This is a genomic window from Pseudomonas sp. MPB26, assembly GCF_046605355.1.
Classification (GTDB): Bacteria; Pseudomonadota; Gammaproteobacteria; order Pseudomonadales; family Pseudomonadaceae; genus Aquipseudomonas; species Aquipseudomonas cedrina.
Map to the genome: position 1 here is coordinate 3,685,544 of NZ_CP176793.1, position 16,675 is coordinate 3,702,218.

16 protein-coding genes and 1 riboswitch are annotated in these 16,675 nt (G+C 62.0%); of the genes, 11 read left to right on the forward strand and 5 right to left on the reverse strand.

Translation table 11 applies throughout. The annotated features are described in order from the left end of the window. Nucleotides 1-5: 5 nt before the first annotated feature. Both purN and purM read right to left on the reverse strand, forming a co-directional pair. Nucleotides 6-656 carry a phosphoribosylglycinamide formyltransferase gene (purN, locus tag ACLH0H_RS17135; protein ID WP_411378899.1) on the reverse strand — a complete coding sequence of 217 codons (651 nt, stop codon included), beginning with the start codon at nt 654-656 and terminating at the stop codon, nt 6-8. Beyond that, entirely contained in the window at nt 656-1,714 is a 1,059-nt protein-coding gene (gene purM, locus ACLH0H_RS17140; RefSeq protein ID WP_411378900.1) for a phosphoribosylformylglycinamidine cyclo-ligase, read from the reverse strand. Before purM ends, purN begins: the two co-directional genes overlap by 1 nt. Before the next feature lie 353 nt (nt 1,715-2,067). Between purM and ACLH0H_RS17145 the strand changes: the two genes are divergently transcribed. The 5 genes from ACLH0H_RS17145 to ACLH0H_RS17165 all read left to right on the forward strand — a co-directional run bounded on the left by ACLH0H_RS17145 (nt 2,068) and on the right by ACLH0H_RS17165 (nt 6,645). Next, a complete protein-coding gene (locus ACLH0H_RS17145; RefSeq protein WP_411378901.1) occupies nt 2,068-3,108 on the forward strand; it encodes a DUF2066 domain-containing protein in 1,041 nt (346 codons plus the stop codon). 32 nt (nt 3,109-3,140) lie between these two features. Beyond that, entirely contained in the window at nt 3,141-4,214 is a 1,074-nt protein-coding gene (locus ACLH0H_RS17150) for an AI-2E family transporter (RefSeq protein ID WP_411378902.1), read from the forward strand. A gap of 203 nt (nt 4,215-4,417) precedes the next feature. Continuing rightward, nucleotides 4,418-5,122 carry a DnaA regulatory inactivator Hda gene (hda, locus tag ACLH0H_RS17155; RefSeq protein ID WP_058424954.1) on the forward strand — a complete coding sequence of 235 codons (705 nt, stop codon included), beginning with the start codon at nt 4,418-4,420 and terminating at the stop codon, nt 5,120-5,122. A gap of 209 nt (nt 5,123-5,331) precedes the next feature. Then, nucleotides 5,332-5,961, forward strand: a complete 630-nt coding sequence (locus ACLH0H_RS17160; protein WP_411378903.1) for an NlpC/P60 family protein — start codon at nt 5,332-5,334, stop codon at nt 5,959-5,961. A 144-nt stretch (nt 5,962-6,105) separates the two neighbouring features. After that, nucleotides 6,106-6,645 carry a C40 family peptidase gene (locus ACLH0H_RS17165; RefSeq protein WP_411378904.1) on the forward strand — a complete coding sequence of 180 codons (540 nt, stop codon included), beginning with the start codon at nt 6,106-6,108 and terminating at the stop codon, nt 6,643-6,645. Between the two features lie 491 nt (nt 6,646-7,136). Here ACLH0H_RS17165 and ACLH0H_RS17170 read toward each other — a convergent pair whose 3' ends face one another. The 3 genes from ACLH0H_RS17170 to ACLH0H_RS17180 all read right to left on the reverse strand — a co-directional run bounded on the left by ACLH0H_RS17170 (nt 7,137) and on the right by ACLH0H_RS17180 (nt 10,145). Then, complete coding sequence (locus tag ACLH0H_RS17170) at nt 7,137-7,973, reverse strand: IS3 family transposase (protein ID WP_411378539.1); 837 nt, start codon at nt 7,971-7,973, stop codon at nt 7,137-7,139. Beyond that, nucleotides 7,970-8,272, reverse strand: coding sequence for a transposase (locus tag ACLH0H_RS17175; RefSeq protein WP_014717988.1), 303 nt, complete (start codon nt 8,270-8,272; stop codon nt 7,970-7,972). Before ACLH0H_RS17175 ends, ACLH0H_RS17170 begins: the two co-directional genes overlap by 4 nt. A 559-nt stretch (nt 8,273-8,831) precedes the next feature. Continuing rightward, the gene (locus ACLH0H_RS17180; protein ID WP_411378905.1) at nt 8,832-10,145 is read right to left on the reverse strand and encodes a PQQ-dependent sugar dehydrogenase; all 1,314 of its coding nucleotides are present in this window, start codon (nt 10,143-10,145) and stop codon (nt 8,832-8,834) included. Between the two features lie 99 nt (nt 10,146-10,244). Further along, a riboswitch (cobalamin riboswitch) is annotated at nt 10,245-10,493 on the forward strand. A gap of 79 nt (nt 10,494-10,572) precedes the next feature. Here ACLH0H_RS17180 and cobO point away from each other — a divergent pair. The 6 genes from cobO to ACLH0H_RS17210 are packed head-to-tail and all read left to right on the forward strand — an operon-like array spanning nt 10,573 to nt 16,566. After that, complete coding sequence (gene cobO, locus ACLH0H_RS17185; RefSeq protein ID WP_411378906.1) at nt 10,573-11,184, forward strand: cob(I)yrinic acid a,c-diamide adenosyltransferase; 612 nt, start codon at nt 10,573-10,575, stop codon at nt 11,182-11,184. Beyond that, nucleotides 11,181-12,584 carry a cobyrinate a,c-diamide synthase gene (locus tag ACLH0H_RS17190; protein WP_411378907.1) on the forward strand — a complete coding sequence of 468 codons (1,404 nt, stop codon included), beginning with the start codon at nt 11,181-11,183 and terminating at the stop codon, nt 12,582-12,584. The genes cobO and ACLH0H_RS17190 overlap by 4 nt, the downstream gene beginning before the upstream one ends. Further along, nucleotides 12,581-13,231 (forward strand): 5,6-dimethylbenzimidazole synthase, encoded by a 651-nt coding sequence (bluB, locus tag ACLH0H_RS17195; RefSeq protein ID WP_411378908.1) that lies wholly within the window; start codon nt 12,581-12,583, stop codon nt 13,229-13,231. The genes ACLH0H_RS17190 and bluB overlap by 4 nt, the downstream gene beginning before the upstream one ends. Beyond that, the gene (gene cbiB, locus ACLH0H_RS17200; protein WP_411378909.1) at nt 13,228-14,136 is read left to right on the forward strand and encodes an adenosylcobinamide-phosphate synthase CbiB; all 909 of its coding nucleotides are present in this window, start codon (nt 13,228-13,230) and stop codon (nt 14,134-14,136) included. Before bluB ends, cbiB begins: the two co-directional genes overlap by 4 nt. After that, nucleotides 14,129-15,118 (forward strand): threonine-phosphate decarboxylase CobD, encoded by a 990-nt coding sequence (gene cobD, locus ACLH0H_RS17205; RefSeq protein WP_411378910.1) that lies wholly within the window; start codon nt 14,129-14,131, stop codon nt 15,116-15,118. The genes cbiB and cobD overlap by 8 nt, the downstream gene beginning before the upstream one ends. After that, on the forward strand, nt 15,115-16,566 hold the full coding sequence (locus tag ACLH0H_RS17210) for a cobyric acid synthase (RefSeq protein ID WP_411378911.1): 1,452 nt from the start codon (nt 15,115-15,117) through the stop codon (nt 16,564-16,566). Before cobD ends, ACLH0H_RS17210 begins: the two co-directional genes overlap by 4 nt. Nucleotides 16,567-16,675: the final 109 nt, after the last annotated feature.

Below are 16,675 nucleotides of genomic sequence, written 5' to 3' on the forward strand. Positions count from 1 at the left end.
ATCTCCTAGGTTCGAATCAAGTGGCCGCTGGCCGCAAGTAACTGACCGTCCAATAATGCACCCTGGTCGCCAAGAATCAACCGTCCCTCGGCAAACCAGCGAACAGCCAGTGGGTAAATCCTGTGTTCCTGGGTGTGAACCCGTTGCGCAAGGCTCTGCGCCGAGTCGTTGGACTCTACCGGAACCACTGCCTGTACGACCAGAGGCCCGCCATCGAGTTCCTCGGTAACAAAATGCACGCTGCAGCCGTGCTCGCGGTCGCCAGCATCGAGCGCACGCTGGTGCGTGTGCATGCCTTTGTACTTGGGTAGCAGGGAAGGGTGGATATTGAGCAGGCGCCCTTCGTAATGTCGCACGAAATCAGCGCTGAGGATGCGCATGAAACCGGCCAGTACCACCAGTTTGGGGTTGAAGGCGTCGATCAGTTCGATCAAGGCGCTGTCGAACGCCTCGCGGCCCTCGAACGTCTTGTGATCCAGCGAGCGGGTAGCGATACCCGCGTCTCTGGCGCGCTGCAGGCCGTAGGCGTCGCTGCGGTTGGAGAGCACCGCCGCGATGCGCACTGGGCTGTTGCCGGTGCGCGTGCTGTCGATCAGGGCCTGCAAGTTACTGCCGGTGCCGGAAAGCAGCACCACGACATCACAGGTTGCGGACATCAGTGAGCCTTGAGGTTCTTCAGTTCAACCTGGGCCGCGCCTTCGGCGGCGCTGGCGATCTGGCCGATGACCCAAGGCTGCTCGCCGGCTTCACGCAGCACGTTCAGCGCAGTTTCAACGTGCTCCTGAGCCACGCAGATGACCATGCCCACGCCGCAGTTGAGCACGCGGTGCATTTCGGTTTCGTCGACGTTGCCTTTCTCTTGCAACCAGTCGAATACCGCAGGACGCTGCCAGCTGGCCACGTCAACGATCGCCTGGGCGCCTTTTGGCAGCACGCGCGGGATGTTGTCCAGCAGGCCGCCACCCGTAATGTGCGCCATGGCCTTGACCGCGCCGGTGTCCTTGATCAGCTTGAGCAACGGCTTGACGTAGATACGGGTCGGGGCCATGAGCAGGTCGGCCAGTGGCTTGCCGTTGAGTTGGGTGTTCTCGATGTCGGCGCCGGACACTTCGATGATCTTGCGGATCAGCGAGTAACCGTTGGAGTGCGGGCCGGAGGATGGCAGGGCCAGCAGTGCGTCACCGGCAGCTACCTTGGAGCCGTCGATGATCTCGGTTTTTTCCACGACGCCGACGCAGAAGCCGGCCAGGTCGTAGTCTTCGCCCTCGTACATGCCTGGCATTTCAGCGGTTTCGCCGCCCACCAGGGAGCAACCCGACAGCTCGCAGCCGGCGCCGATGCCGGTGACCACTTGCGCCGCGGTGTCTACGTTCAGCTTGCCGGTGGCATAGTAGTCGAGGAAGAACAACGGCTCGGCGCCGCACACCACCAGGTCGTTGACGCACATGGCAACCAGGTCGATGCCGATGGTGTCGTGCTTGTTCAGGTTCAGCGCCAGGCGCAGCTTGGTGCCCACGCCGTCGGTGCCGGACACCAGCACAGGCTGCTTGTAGCCGGCCGGGATTTCGCAGAGGGCGCCAAAACCGCCCAGGCCGCCCATGACTTCGGGGCGCGCAGTGCGCTTGGCGACGCTCTTGATGCGTTCGACCAATGCTTCACCGGCGTCGATGTCTACACCGGCGTCCTTGTAGCTCAGGGAGGGTTGCTTGCTCATGATCCAGGCCTTTAGGGGGGGATTTCTGGGTAACGACCGGGCCGGCAGGCGCTTTTGGTAAAGGCCCAGCCGTTGACGGTCTGCGAAGGCGCGCGATTTTATCAGGCTTGAGGGGCAGCGGCCATCCTCGGGCCGACGGGCAGGGGCATATCGGTAAAAAAGCCGGTTAAAAAATGCTGATCGGCTCTGCTTTGGCACGTATTAAGGTATAGCCTTTAACTCGCTATCGTTATGACAGTACGAAAACTACCGGGACCCCGTGAGTGTTTTGCCGGTCGCTGTGGTCACAGCCCTGCCAAACCGAGTCCACGCGGTCTGATCCAGCCGCTAAATTTGTCGTTCGGGAATCTTCCATGCGTCTGTGTAAATTCTTCTTTGTAGGCTGCTTGTCATTGGTCAGCCTGGCGAGTCATGCCGAAACACTCAATGGCCTGTATCAAGTACTCGAACCGGTCGGCAGCCAGTCTGCGCAAGAGCGCGACCAGGCTACCCAGCGCGCCGTGCAGACCCTGGTCATACGCCTGACCGGCGATGCCAAGGCCGCCGAGGGCCCGGGCCTGGCGGCCGTTCGCAAAGACCCGCAGCAAATCATCACGCAATATGGCTATGACGCCGGCCCGCCGGAGAGCCTGCAAGTGGATTTCGACCCGGTGAGCACTGATCGTGTGCTGCGTGAAGCAGGCTTGTCGATCTGGGGCAGCAACCGGCCGTCAATCCTCGGCTGGTGGCTGAACGACTCCACCGAGGGCAGCAGCCTGGTCGGCGATGGCCAGACCGTCGCCCAGGCGCTGCGTCGTGCCGCGCAACACCGTGGCTTGCCGTTGCGCCTGCCGCTGGGCGACCTGGATGAGCAGGTGGTCGCCACCGCGCCGAACCTTGAGAACGCCGACGCCACGCCGCTACGCGCGGCCTCCGAGCGCTACGGCGCCGACGCCTTGCTGGCCGTGCACGCGCGTCAGGAAGGCAGCCAATGGCAGGCCAAATGGCGCCTGTGGTTGGGCGACAAAAGCGAGCAGGGCACCGCGCAAGGTGCCGACACGGGCGCCGTGGCGGACGCGGTGATGCTGGCGGTGAGCCAGAAACTGGCACCGCGCTTTGCGGTCAAGCCTGGCGTGAGCGCCGAACAGTTGCTGGAAGTGCAGGGCATGACCCTTGAGCGGTATGCCGCGCTGGGCCATCTGCTTGAACCCTTTGGCGCTCAGCCGCAGCGGGTGGAGGGCGATCGCATTGTGTATCGCGTCAACGGCAGTGCCGATCAGTTGCGTACCCAGTTGAGCCTGGCCAAGTTGCAGGAGATTCCTGCCGGTGAGGCGCCGGTTCAACAGCCGCTGGCGGATGGCGCTCAGCCACCTGCCGCGCCTGAGCCTCAGGCGCAACTGCGTTTTCGTTGGTAACAGTTTTCTTCTTTATATAGCTGGAGTGGTTTATGGCGGATACGCGTCGTTGGGTGTGGCTTGGCGGGATTGTCCTGCTGTGCGTTTTTGTATTCTTGCTGCATTCTATCCTGACGCCGTTCCTGGTGGCGTTGCTGTTGGCCTACCTGTTCGATCCCGTGGTGGATCGCCTGGAGAAGGCTGGGTTGTCGCGTACCTGGGGCGCTGTGGCGGTGTTCGCCCTGTTTACCTTGATCATCACGGCGTTGGTGCTGGTGCTGGTGCCGATGTTGGCCAAGCAACTGTTTCGCCTGTATGAGCTGGCGCCGCAGATGCTCGATTGGCTGCAGCACACGGCGATGCCGTGGGCCCAGGCCAAGCTGGGGTTGTCGGATGGGTTCTGGAAATTTGACAAGGTCAAGGCAGCCATCAGTGAACACATGGGCCAGACCACCGATATCGTCGGTGTCATCCTCAGCCAGGCGACCGCGTCCAGCCTGGCGCTGATCGGCTGGTTGACCAACCTGGTGCTGATCCCGGTGGTTGCGTTCTACCTGCTGCGCGACTGGGACATCATGATGGCCAAGATCCGCAGTTTGCTGCCGCGTAACCGTGAGGAGCGCATCGTCTCCCTGGCCGAGGAATGCCATGAGGTGCTGGGTGCCTTTGTGCGTGGCCAGTTGCTGGTCATGCTGGCTTTGGGGATCATTTACGCTGCGGGCTTGATGGCGCTTGGCCTGGAACTGGGCCTGTTGATCGGCCTGATCGCCGGCCTGGCCGCGATCGTGCCGTATATGGGGTTTGTGATCGGTATTGGCGCGGCCTTGGTGGCGGGGCTGTTCCAGTTTGGCGGCGACCTGTATCCGATGCTGGGGATCGTCGCCGTGTTCATGGTCGGCCAGGCCCTGGAAGGCATGGTGCTGACGCCGTTGCTGGTAGGCGATCGGATTGGCCTGCACCCGGTGGCGGTGATCTTTGCGATCCTGGCGGGCGGTGAGCTGTTCGGGTTTACCGGCATTCTGTTGGCGCTGCCGGTGGCGGCGGTGATCATGGTGCTGGTGCGCCATGTGCACGATCTGTACAAGGATTCGGAAGTGTATACGGGGGTTGAAGACCCCGACTTGTAATCGGTGCACCACAAACCCGGCTCCGGCCGGGTTTGTTATTTGTGGCGCCGTAACGTCAAACAATCTTCGTGAATCCAACGGGTTAACGCAAACCTTTGATTTTGCTTGGGGTCTGCTGCATTGTGCGCCCGGCGTCACGGGTATAAACTTTGCAAACTTTACATAGAGGCCACTAACGGTTCTTTTGCAGCCGTTCAGTCAGCATGAAACCGATTCAGCTGCCCTTGGGTGTGCGTCTGCGTGATGACGCCACCTTTATCAACTACTACCCAGGCGCCAATGCCGCTGCACTCGGCTATGTCGAGCGGCTTTGCGAAGCCGACGCCGGGTGGACCGAAAGCCTTATCTACCTGTGGGGCAAACACGGCGTAGGGCGTACCCACCTGTTGCAGGCCGCCTGCCTGCGTTTCGAGCAAATGGGCGAGCCGGCGGTCTACCTGCCCCTGGCTGAATTGATGGACCGCGGTATCGGCATCTTTGACCATCTTGAGCAATACGAACTGGTGTGCCTGGACGACTTGCAGGCGATCGCCGGCAAGGCTGATTGGGAAGAGGCGCTGTTTCACCTGTTCAATCGTTTGCGTGACAGCGGGCGGCGCCTGCTGATCGCAGCCTCTACCTCGCCACGCGAATTGCCGATCAAGCTGGCCGATCTCAAGTCGCGCATGACCCTTGCACTGATCTTCCAGATGCGTCCGCTGTCCGATGAAGACAAATTGCGTGCCCTTCAGCTGCGCGCATCGCGGCGCGGCCTGCACCTCACCGACGAGGTCGGGCATTTTATCCTCACCCGTGGCACCCGCAGCATGAGTGCGTTGTTCGATCTGCTCGAGCAGCTTGATCAGGCCTCCTTGCAGGCACAACGAAAATTGACGATCCCTTTTCTCAAAGAGACGTTGGGTTGGTAAGTCGTTGATTCGTCGAGGTTCGGCATTTTACAGGCGCCAGAAATCCTGCGTTATGACCTGTTTGGCCACGCATTTGAACCGATAAATGGAATTACGGCTTAGATGCCGTGGTCCAATTGCGAAGTCACATAGACCACGATTGAATTTGCAAATCGATGTGATAGAAGGCATAGTCTCGGCTTCTTTACATACCAGCCACGGTCGTGCCCATGCTAAATCGCTTCGCACCCCTCGTGCCTCTCGCACTCGTTACCCTGTTGTTTGGCTGCGCCTCCCACCCTCAACAAGTGGTCGAGCAGCAGAAGCCTCAGCAACAGTCCCAGGCAAAATTCGTCGCCGCACAGTCTTCTTCCGTTTATGAAGAAGAAGTGGCAACTGAAAAGGAACTGGCCGATTTTTCCGGCAGCAAGCCTTATCAGCTCCCTGTCCTGGCCGACAGTATCCTTGAGCGCGGCATGTCCCTGATCGGTACCCGTTACCGTTTCGGCGGTACGTCCGAAGCCGGGTTCGACTGCAGCGGTTTCATCGGCTACCTGTTTCGTGAAGAAGCCGGCATGAACCTGCCGCGCTCCACCCGCGAAATGATCAACGTAAAAGCACCGTTGGTCGCACGCAACAACCTCAAGCCCGGTGATCTGCTTTTCTTCAGTACGGCGGGCCGTGGTCGCGTGAGTCATGCCGGTATCTACCTGGGCGATAACCAGTTTATCCACTCCAGCAGCCGTCGCAGTGGTGGTGTTCGTGTCGACAGCCTGGGCGACACCTACTGGAGCAAAACCTTCATCGAAGCCAAGCGCGCACTCGCCATGGCCCCGACTACGGTTACCGCCAGTAAGTAAACTTAAAGTGATACTTGAAGTTTGACGTGTAAGCGCTAGAATCCCTGGACATTGCTGTAATCCGTTCGCGCGAGCCTTGCTTGCGCGTTCTGGTTTTCAGCGTTCGGCAGCGAAAGCCGCATCCAGACCAGGATTGTTCTGCACATGTCGACCTCGGCCCGCTTGATTCTCCTCGTTTGCGCCGCGCTGCTCAGCGCCTGCGCCAGCCGCCCACCGCCGCCCGCACCTGTCGCGGTCAAGCCTAAGCCGGTGTTCAACTATTCCACCCAGAATTTCTCGCCGGCGGCTGACGACGTGCTCTTCCGCGCGCTCGGCCTGGTCGGCACGCCGTACCGCTGGGGCGGCAACACGCCAGACTCGGGGTTCGATTGCAGTGGCCTGATCGGTTTTGTCTTCCGCGATGCCGCCGGCATCTCATTGCCACGCACCACCCGCGAACTGATCGTGATGCGCGCGCAAGACGTCAGCGAGCAGAACCTGCAGACCGGCGACCTGCTGTTCTTCGCCACCGGGGGCGGTTCGCAAGTCAGCCACGCCGGCATCTATGTGGGTGAGGGCCGCTTTGTGCACGCGCCGCAAACGGGTGGGACGGTGAAGCTGGATAGCTTGGCCAAGGCGTATTGGCAGAATGCTTATCTGAGTGCCAAGCGGGTGTTGCCGGGGAATTTGGCGCGTAATCCCTGAGATACGATTCAAATGTGGGGCTTGCTGCCGTGCGGGGGACCGAGTACATATCCGTTACTGCGGTAACGGCGGCTTAGGGTTCCGCCCTTACGGCGGGTCACTTTTGGAAAGACCCAAAAGTAACCAAAAGGTCTTCGCCCCACCACTCGGTGCCTCGCCTAGGCTCGGCATGCCCGTAATCCGACATTGATTTGGGGGGCCGCCGCCACGCGCCATCCATGGCGCGGGGCGGCTAAACCGGCGTCCTGCCGGTTTACCCCCCAAATCACTGTCGAATTCCGGCCAGCGTGGTTGACGGGGCGATCCCAGATCAAAAGCAAAAGCGCGGCGGCCTAAGAGCCGACCGGTAATGGGGGGCGGTGTACTCGCTTGAAAAATGTGGGAGGGGGCTTGCCCCCGATGAGGGTGGGTCAGTTGATAAATGTTTAGCTGACCCACCGCCATCGGGGGCAAGCTGAACTGGTCAAGTAATCTTGGACACTGATTACGGTTCACGCCGCCAACCTTTCCTTCATGACCGGCGACCGGTAGTCGTTATAGCTGTGAGGCCTGCTGATGTTGTAGCGAGAGACATAGCGCTGTACGTCTGCTCGGGCCTCATGTTCCAGTTTGTAGCCCGTCTCAGGCACCCACTCTGATTTCAAACTGCCAAAGAAACGCTCCATCGGGGCGTTATCCCAGCACTCGCCTTTACGGCTCATGCTTTGCCTAAAACCCTGTTTGAGCAGCTCGTTTCGAAACTTATGACTGGTGTACTGACAACCTTGGTCAGAATGAAACAACACATTCTGGGGATGGCCGCGTAGCTCAACCGCCATGCGTAGCGCTTCGCAGGTCAGGTTGGCATCAGAAATCATCGAGAACGACCAGCCTACGATCCTGCGAGCGTACAAATCCAGAACGGCGGCGAAGTACATCCACCGCTTGCCGACCTTGATGTAAGTCACGTCGCCACACCACACCTGATTAACCGCCGTCACATCAAATTTCCGCTTGAGCACGTGTGGCGCCACCAAGGCCTCCGCGCCCGGCGACTTGTACTTATGGCGCCTGCGCTGACGACTAGCGATGCCAGCTTCGCGCATCAAACTGCGAGCCATATAACGTCCGATACGATGCCCTTTGGCTTGTAGCTCCTTGGACAATGTACGTGCGCCGGCCGACTCTCTGGACGCCTTGTGGTGCCTGACCAGCGCGGCCTTGAGCTTGTCCCGTTCAGGATTTGCTCTGCCCTGGCGCTGGCGCCAAGCGTAGAAACTACTGCGGTTGACCCCGAACGCCCGGCAACACCTTTTAACGCCGTACTGCTCGTCCAGCTCATCGATCAACGTGAATGATCTTTGGCGTCCAAAAGCAGGAGAGCACTGGCCTTTTTTAGGATTTCGATATCCAGGTCTTTCTCTCTGAGCAGAGCTTTGAGCCTCTGGATTTCTCGTTGATCAGCGGTAATCGCCTTGGCCCCTACGGGAGTCGAGCCCAAGCGTTCTTTTTGCACTTGATCGACCCAGCGACGCAGCGCTGTGGGGCCGATATCCAGGCTGGCACAGACTTCGGTAACTGGCTGACCTTCATCCAACACCATGCTGGCGGCCTTGAGCTTGAACTCACTCGAATAAGATTTACGCATATCCAAACACCTCAAATTTGGGCGCTATCATAGCGCCCGATTGAAGTGTCCAAAATCATTAGGCCAGTTCAAGCCCCCTCCCACAGTTTGATCTCTGTACATCAGGTAGACCTCAGGCTGTTCTGGCTCTGGCTCTGGCTCTGGCTCTGGCTCTGGCTCTGGCTCTGGCTCTGGCTCTGGCTCTGGCTTTTGATTTTGATCTTGATCTCAGGCGCCCCGTCAACCACGCTGGCCGAACGCAGGCTTGAATCCGTGGGGTAACCCGGCAGGACGCCGGGTTAGCCGTCCTGGGCCAAGGATGGCCCATGACGGCGGCCCACGGATTCAAGCCGGAGTGAGGGCATACCGAGCCTAGGCGAGGTACCGAGTGGTGGGGCGAAGGCTTTTTGCTTACTTTTGGCTGGGCCGGCATTCCGGCCTTTCCAAAAGTGAGTCGCCGTAAGGGCGAAACCCTAAGCCGCCGTTACCTAAATAACGGATATGTACCCCGCCAAACCCACCAGCATGGTCGGCCCAAAGGCCGCCACGTTCTATAGCAAGCTCCCTCATTCGGGGGCGGTTATTTAGTCGCCGACACCCGCCACACCTTGTTCCCCACATCATCCGCCACCAGCAACCCCCCCTGCTGGTCAATCACCACACCCACCGGCCGGCCCATGGCCTTTTCATCCTTATCGAGAAACCCGGTCAGCACATCCACCGGCTGCCCCTTCGGCTTGCCACCTTCAAACGGCACGAAGATCACCTTATAACCACTGTGCGGCTTGCGATTCCATGAGCCGTGCTGCCCGATAAACGCGCCCTGGGTGAACGGCGCCGGGAGTTTGCTGCCTTCGGCAAAGGTCAGGCCCAACGAAGCGGTATGCGGGCCGACCGCGTAGTCCGGCGCAATCGCCTTGGCTACCAAATCCAGATTCTGTGGGGTGACACGCACATCCACATGCTGGCCGTAATAACTGAACGGCCAGCCATAGAAGCCGCCCTCCTTGACCGAGGTGATGTAGTCGGGCACCAGGTCGCTGCCGATCTCGTCACGCTCGTTCACTGCCGTCCACAGTTTGCCACTCTTTGGCTCCCACGCCATGCCGTTCGGGTTGCGCAGGCCGGAGGCGAAGATACGGTGCTGGCCGCTGGCGCGATCCACTTCCCAGATCGCGGCGCGACCCTGTTCCGCGTCAAGCCCGTTTTCGCCGACATTGCTGTTGGACCCCACGCTCACGTACAGCTTGCTGCCGTCCTTGCTGGCCACCACGTTTTTGGTCCAGTGATGGTTCAGCGGGCCGCCCGGCAGATCGATGATTTTAGTGCCGGCGCCCTTGATCGCGGTTTCACCCGGTTGATAGGCGAAGCGCAGCAGCTTGTCCGAGTCGGCTACGTACAGGTCGTTGCCGACCAGCGTCATGCCAAAGGGGGAATTGAGATTTTCCAGGAACACGCTGCGTGTCTCCGCGACGCCGTCGTGGTCGGCGTCACGCAGCAGCGTGATGCGATTCGGGCTTGGCACGCCGGCGCCGGCACGGCTCATGACTTTCTCCATGACCCAGCCCCGGATCCCTTTGGCGTCGTCCGGTTTGGGCGGCGCGTTGGTTTCCGCCACCAGCACATCGCCGTTGGGCAGCACATACAGCCAGCGCGGATGGTCCAGGCCTTCGGCAAACGCCGCCACCTGGGTGCCGGCGGCGGCTGTCGGCTTCACGCCCTCGGGCCAGCCGATGGCCGGGGCGATATTGACGGTGGGGATCAGGGTTTTGTTCGGTTCGGGTAACTGGGGCGACGGCCCGGTACCGTCGGAGACCTGAAGGGTGGAGCTTTCACCGCAGGCCGCGAGGGTGCCGGCGACCATGATGAGTAGGGCGAGTGTTGTTTTGTGCATGGTGTACTCCTTGATACTTGTAAGGGTAGAGGAGGGCGACGGTGCGATGGTTCAAGTGCGCCATCAGCTTTAATTGACGCTCCACCCCCAACCCACTAACCTTCGCGGCGTGTTCCAGGTGCTCTGTGGCGTGCGCGTCGACAGAGTGAAACAGGGAAGCCGGTGAGCGAGCGCACTTGTACACAGTGCTGCCGCGATCCCGGCGCTGCCCCCGCAACGGTAAATGAGTCAAGACGCTGCCTTTATTGCCACTGTATCCGTGTGATATGGGAAGGCGCAGCGTTGGCCTGCTGTGCATGCAGCGGCCACTCATGAGCCCGGAGACCGGCCTGAAACATCCAACAGCATCACGGTGGGCGATGCTTGGCTGTCTGTTTTTTGTTTTTTCCTGCCCGCCGTTTTTGTCCAGCCCCAACGGAGAGCTGCCATGACCGATTCCCCCGACCGCGACGAACGCCACCTGGCGCGCATGCTGCGCAAAAAAGCCGTGATCGACGAACGCATCGCCAATTCCCCCAACGAGTGCGGCTTGCTCCTGGTGCTGACCGGCAACGGCAAAGGCAAGAGTAGCTCCGCGTTCGGCATGCTCGCCCGGGCCATGGGCCACGGCATGCAGTGCGGCGTGGTGCAGTTCATCAAGGGACGCCACAGCACGGGCGAAGAATTGTTTTTCCGCCGCTTCCCCGAGCAGGTACGCTTCCACGTCATGGGCGAAGGCTTCACCTGGGAAACCCAGGACCGCCAGCGCGATATCGCCGCCGCCGAGGCGGCCTGGGCGGTGTCCCGCGCGATGCTGCAAGACCCGAGCATTGGCATGGTGGTGCTGGATGAACTCAACATCGCCCTTAAGCACGGCTACCTGGACCTCGACCATGTGCTCGGCGACCTGCAGGCCCGGCCGCCGATGCAGCACGTGGTGGTCACCGGCCGGGGCGCCAAGCCTGAGTTGATCGAGCTGGCCGACACCGTCACCGACATGGGCATGCTCAAGCACGCGTTCCAGGCCGGTATCAAGGCACAGAAGGGCGTCGAACTTTGAATCAGCCCCGTCATTGCCCGGCGGTATTGATCGCCGCACCGGCGTCCGGCCAGGGCAAAACCACCGTCACCGCCGCGCTTGCCCGTTTGCACCGCAACCTGGGGCGCAAGGTGCGCGTGTTCAAATGCGGCCCGGATTTCCTCGACCCGATGATCCACGAACGCGCCAGCGGTGCGCCGGTGTATCAATTGGACATGTGGATGGTGGGCGAGCAGGAAAGCCGTCGTTTGCTGTGGGAGGCCGCCGGTGAGGCGGACCTGATCCTGATCGAAGGCGTGATGGGCCTGTTCGACGGCACACCTTCCAGCGCTGACCTGGCGCGCCACTTCGGCGTGCCGGTATTGGGCGTGATCGACGGCACGGCCATGGCCCAGACCTTTGGCGCGCTGGCATTGGGCCTGGCGCGCTATCAGCCGGATCTGCCGTTCGCCGGCGTGCTGGCCAACCGCGTCGGCACCCTGCGCCATGCGCAATTGCTGGAAGGCAGTCTCACCGAAGGCCTGCGTTGGTACGGCGCGCTGTCCCGCGAAACCGGTATCGAGTTGCCCAGCCGTCACCTGGGTCTGGTGCAGGCCAGCGAACTCAATGACCTCGATGTACGCCTGGACGCCGCCGCCCAGGCCTTGGGCAGCAGTTGCGAAGTGGCCTTGCCGCCGCCGGTAACCTTCGCTGCGCCACAGGTGGTCAATGCTGAGCCGCTGCTCGATGGCGTGCGTATCGCCGTGGCCCGTGACGAAGCCTTCGCCTTTACCTATGGCGCCAGTCTTGACCTGCTGCGGGCAATGGGCGCCGAGTTGAGTTTCTTTTCCCCCATCCATGATCACGCTTTGCCTGAAGCCGACAGCCTCTATCTACCCGGCGGTTACCCGGAGCTGCATCACCAGGCCCTGTCGCAAAACACGCCGATGCTCGAGGCGATCCGCGCTCATTATGGCGCCGGCAAACCCTTGCTCGCCGAATGCGGCGGCATGCTCTATCTGCTCGACTCGCTCACCGATGTCGACGGCACCCGCGCCGAACTGCTCGGTCTGTTGCAGGGCGATGCGGTGATGCAGAAGAAGCTGGCGGCGTTGGCGTTGCAAAGTGTCGAGCTGCCGGAAGGCACGTTGCGTGGCCATACCTATCACCATTCCCTGACCAGTACCGAATGCCAACCGATTGCCCGTGGCCTGAGCCCCAATGGCGGGCGTGGGGCGGAGGCGGTTTATCGACAAGGGCGGATGACAGCTTCCTACGTGCACTTTTACTTTCCATCCAATCCATCGGCGGTGGCCGCATTATTTGCGCCGGACCTTGAGACCGCTATCGCAGGCAAGCCAGCTCCCACATCGGCAGCGTTCGCAGATCAAAATGTGGGGGCGGCGGTGCGACGATTCGACTTGCCCGCGATAGAGCCATGACTGACAACGCCTTCCCCCAGGCCGACCGCGACGCCGTCTACCGCGCCATCGCCGAACGCCGCGACATGCGCCACTTCAGCGGCGGCACGGTAGCTCCCGAATTGCTGCACCGCCTGCTCCAGGCCGCGCACCAGGCCCCCAGCGTCGGTTTGATGCAGCCCTGGCGTTTTATCCGTATCAGCGACCGCCAACTGCGCGGGCAAATCCAGCAACTGGTGGAAGAAGAACGCATCCGCACCGCCGACGCCTTGGGCGAGCGTTCCGATGCGTTCATGAAACTCAAGGTCGAAGGCATCCACGACTGCGCCGAGGTGCTGGTGGCCGCGTTGATGGACGATCGCGAGCGGCACATTTTCGGCCGTCGTACCTTGCCGGAAATGGACCTGGCCTCGCTGTCCTGTGCCATCCAGAATCTGTGGCTGGCAGCCCGCGTCGAAGGGCTGGGCATGGGCTGGGTCTCGCTGTTCGAGCCACAGGCGCTCGCCGACCTGCTGGGTTTGCCGCCTGGCGCTAAACCCTTGGCCGTGCTGTGCCTGGGCCCGGTGACCGAGTTCTACCCGGCACCTATGTTGCAGCTCGAAGGCTGGACCGAACCTCGGCCGCTGAGCGACATGCTGTATGAGAATGTGTGGGGAGTGAGTCAATGAGTGTGGCCTTGCTGTGTGTCGCTGCAGTGGCGCTGGATGCGCTGCTGGGCGAGCCCAGGCGCTGGCATCCGCTGGTGGCGTTCGGCAATTTCGCCGGGCGCATCGAACAACGTTTCAACAGTGGTGGGCGCGGTTGGCGCAGCCATGGCGTGACCGCGTGGTTCATTGCCGTGGTGCCGCTGACCCTCTTGGCCACGGCATTGTCGTGGGCGCCTTATATCGGCTGGGTCCTGGAGATCCTGGCGTTGTACCTCGCCCTTGGCATGCGCAGCCTTGGCGAGCATGTACTCCCGGTGGCCCAGGCCCTGCGCGGCGATGACCTGGAGGAGGCGCGCACGCGCGTGAGCTACCTGGTCAGCCGCCAGACCAGTGAGCTGGACCCTACCGAAGTCGCCCGCGCGGCCACCGAATCGGTGCTGGAAAACGGCAGCGATGCGGTGTTCGCCGCGCTGTTCTGGTTTGTGGTCGCCGGCGTGCCGGGCGTGGTGCTGTATCGCCTGAGCAATACCCTCGACGCCATGTGGGGCTATCGCAACGAACGCTTTGAACGCTTCGGTTGGGCCGCCGCAAAAATCGACGATGTGCTGAACTATATTCCCGCGCGCCTGGTGGCATTGACCTACGCCGTGCTGGGCAAGACGCGCCTGGCGCTGCGTTGCTGGCGCACCCAGGGGCCGACCTGGGACAGCCCCAATGCGGGGCCGGTGATGGCCGCCGGTGCGGGAGCCTTGGGCGTTGAGCTGGGCGGCCCGGCGATCTATCACGGCGAAGTGCACCAGCGTCCGCCGCTGGGCGAAGGTCCGGCGGCGGACGCCGATTCGATTGATCGAGGCTGGCAACTGGTGCAGCGCGGCGTATGGTTGTGGCTGCTGATCCTGTGCGTGGGGGCGCAATACTATGCTTGAACACGGTGGCCGGCTGCGCAAGGCAGCGATTCAGTACGGGATAGCCGAGGCCGACTGGCTGGACCTGTCCAGCGGTCTCGCGCCCTGGCCCTGGCCGATCCCCGAGATTCCCTTGCGCGCCTGGGCGCGTCTGCCGGAAACCGACGACGGCCTGGAGCAGGCCGCAAGCGCCTATTACGGCGCCGCGCATTTATTGCCGGTGCCTGGTTCCCAGGCGGCCATCCAGTTGCTGCCACGCCTGCGCCGCTCGGGCAAAGTCGGCGTCCTCTCGCCTTGCTATGCCGAACACGCCGAGGCCTGGCGCCGAGCCGGTTACGTGGTGCGCGAAGTGCAAGAGCAGGAAGTTGATTTCTTTCTCGATGTGCTCGACGTGCTGGTGGTGGTCAACCCCAACAATCCCACCGGCTTGAGCCTGGCTCCACAGCGTTTGCTGGACTGGCACTCGCGGCTGGCCCAGCGCGGCGGCTGGTTGGTGGTGGACGAAGCGTTCATGGACATGACTCCCGAACTGAGCCTTGCGGGCCAGGCGCATCAGGTCGGCCTGATTGTGTTGCGCTCGTTCGGTAAATTCTTCGGCCTGGCCGGCGTGCGGCTGGGCTTCGTATTGGCCGAGCGCAAGCTGCTCAAGTTGCTGGCCGAACAGGTCGGCCCTTGGGCGGTCAGCGGGCCGACGCGGGTGCTGGGCCAGGTGTGCCTGCGCGACAGCGCCGGGCATGCACGGCAGCGCGCGCGGTGCATCGAGGCCGCCCAGCGCTTGTTCGACGTGCTTGAGGGCCACGGCTTCCATCCCCAGGGTGGCTGCGCCTTGTTCCAGTGGCTGATCACGCCTCACGCCGAGCGCATGCACGAGTTCATGGCCCAGCGCGGCATTCTGCTGCGCCTGTTCGTGCATGACAGCAGCCTGCGTTTCGGCCTGCCCGGCACCGAGGCCGACTGGCTGCGCCTGAACCAGGCCCTGGCCGCCTACAAGGACGCGACATGAGTACTTTGATGGTGCAAGGCACCACCTCTGACGCCGGCAAGAGTACGTTGGTGACGGCGCTGTGTCGCTGGCTGGTGCGCCAGGGTATAACGGTTGTGCCGTTCAAACCGCAGAACATGGCGCTCAACAGTGCGGTGACCGCCGAAGGTGGCGAAATCGGCCGCGCCCAGGCGGTGCAGGCCCAGGCCGCCAACCTGACGCCGCACACCGACATGAACCCGGTGCTGCTCAAGCCCAACAGCGACACCGGCTCCCAGGTGATCATCCACGGCCGCGCCGTGACCAGCATGAACGCGGTGGCCTATCACGACTACAAAGCCATCGCGATGCAGGCGGTGCTGGCCTCCCATGCACGGTTGAGCCAGGCCTACGCCGTGGTGATGGTGGAAGGCGCGGGATCGCCCGCGGAAATCAACCTGCGCGCCAATGACATCGCCAACATGGGGTTTGCCGAAACAGTGGATTGCCCGGTACTGCTGATCGCCGATATCAATCGCGGTGGGGTATTTGCCCATTTGGTTGGCACACTGGAGCTGCTTTCACCAACGGAGCAGGCGCGGGTCAAGGGGTTCATCATCAACCGTTTTCGCGGTGACATCGCCCTGCTGCAGCCGGGCCTGGATTGGCTGCAGGCGCGCACGGGAAAACCCGTGGTGGGTGTGTTGCCCTACGTGATGGACTTGCATCTGGAAGCCGAAGACGGTATCGACAAACGTCAGGTCGACAAGGCTGCCCAGGTGCTCAAGGTGGTGGTGCCGGTGTTGCCACGCATCAGCAACCACACGGATTTCGACCCGCTGCGCCTGCATCCCCAGGTGGACCTGCAATTCATCGGGCCAGGCCAGCCGATCCCCGCTGCCGACCTGATCATCCTTCCCGGCTCGAAAAGCGTGCGCAACGACTTGGCCTATCTGCGCGCCAATGGCTGGGATGTCGCTGTGTCACGGCATCTGCGCTATGGCGGCAAAGTGCTCGGCATTTGCGGCGGCCTGCAGATGCTCGGCGAGCAGGTGCACGACCCGCTGGGCCTGGAAGGGCCGGCAGGCTCAAGCGACGGCCTGGGGTTGCTGGCGTTCAGTACCACGCTTGCGCAAGAGAAACAGCTGCGCAATGTGCGCGGTCGCCTGTTGCTGGAGGACGCCGAGGTCAGCGGCTATGAAATCCATGCGGGCGTGACGTGCGGCGAAGCCTTGGCGAACGCGGCGGTGCGCCTGGACGACGGGCGCAGCGATGGCGCCCAAAGCGCGGACGGGCAAATTCTCGGGACGTACCTGCATGGCCTGTTCGAAACCCCGGCCGCGTGCAGCGCCTTGCTGCGCTGGGCGGGTTTGCAGGACGTGCAGGAAGTGGATTACCACGCGTTGCGCGAGCGGGATATCGAGCGCTTGGCCGACCTGGTGGAAAACCATCTGGACACTGAATTGTTGCGCAAACTATGCGGGGTTTGACTGTGTGTGGGAGCTGGCTTGCCTGCGATGCGGGCACCTCTGTGTATCAGGAGCAACCGGTTGATGCCATCGCAGGCAAGCCAGCTCCCACATTTGACCGAGTTGTAAA

Bases quoted from the DNA above. Each gene is read 5' to 3' on its own strand.
- ACLH0H_RS17180 (WP_411378905.1), bottom strand. From the start codon at position 10,145: ATGCACAAAACAACACTCGCCCTACTCATCATGGTCGCCGGCACCCTC.
- ACLH0H_RS17210 (WP_411378911.1), top strand. From the start codon at position 15,115: ATGAGTACTTTGATGGTGCAAGGCACCACCTCTGACGCCGGCAAGAGT.
- cbiB (WP_411378909.1), top strand. From the start codon at position 13,228: ATGAGTGTGGCCTTGCTGTGTGTCGCTGCAGTGGCGCTGGATGCGCTG.
- purN (WP_411378899.1), bottom strand. From the start codon at position 656: ATGTCCGCAACCTGTGATGTCGTGGTGCTGCTTTCCGGCACCGGCAGT.
- cobO (WP_411378906.1), top strand. From the start codon at position 10,573: ATGACCGATTCCCCCGACCGCGACGAACGCCACCTGGCGCGCATGCTG.
- purM (WP_411378900.1), bottom strand. From the start codon at position 1,714: ATGAGCAAGCAACCCTCCCTGAGCTACAAGGACGCCGGTGTAGACATC.
- bluB (WP_411378908.1), top strand. From the start codon at position 12,581: ATGACTGACAACGCCTTCCCCCAGGCCGACCGCGACGCCGTCTACCGC.
- cobD (WP_411378910.1), top strand. From the start codon at position 14,129: ATGCTTGAACACGGTGGCCGGCTGCGCAAGGCAGCGATTCAGTACGGG.
- ACLH0H_RS17150 (WP_411378902.1), top strand. From the start codon at position 3,141: ATGGCGGATACGCGTCGTTGGGTGTGGCTTGGCGGGATTGTCCTGCTG.
- hda (WP_058424954.1), top strand. From the start codon at position 4,418: ATGAAACCGATTCAGCTGCCCTTGGGTGTGCGTCTGCGTGATGACGCC.
- ACLH0H_RS17165 (WP_411378904.1), top strand. From the start codon at position 6,106: ATGTCGACCTCGGCCCGCTTGATTCTCCTCGTTTGCGCCGCGCTGCTC.
- ACLH0H_RS17145 (WP_411378901.1), top strand. From the start codon at position 2,068: ATGCGTCTGTGTAAATTCTTCTTTGTAGGCTGCTTGTCATTGGTCAGC.
- ACLH0H_RS17175 (WP_014717988.1), bottom strand. From the start codon at position 8,272: ATGCGTAAATCTTATTCGAGTGAGTTCAAGCTCAAGGCCGCCAGCATG.
- ACLH0H_RS17160 (WP_411378903.1), top strand. From the start codon at position 5,332: ATGCTAAATCGCTTCGCACCCCTCGTGCCTCTCGCACTCGTTACCCTG.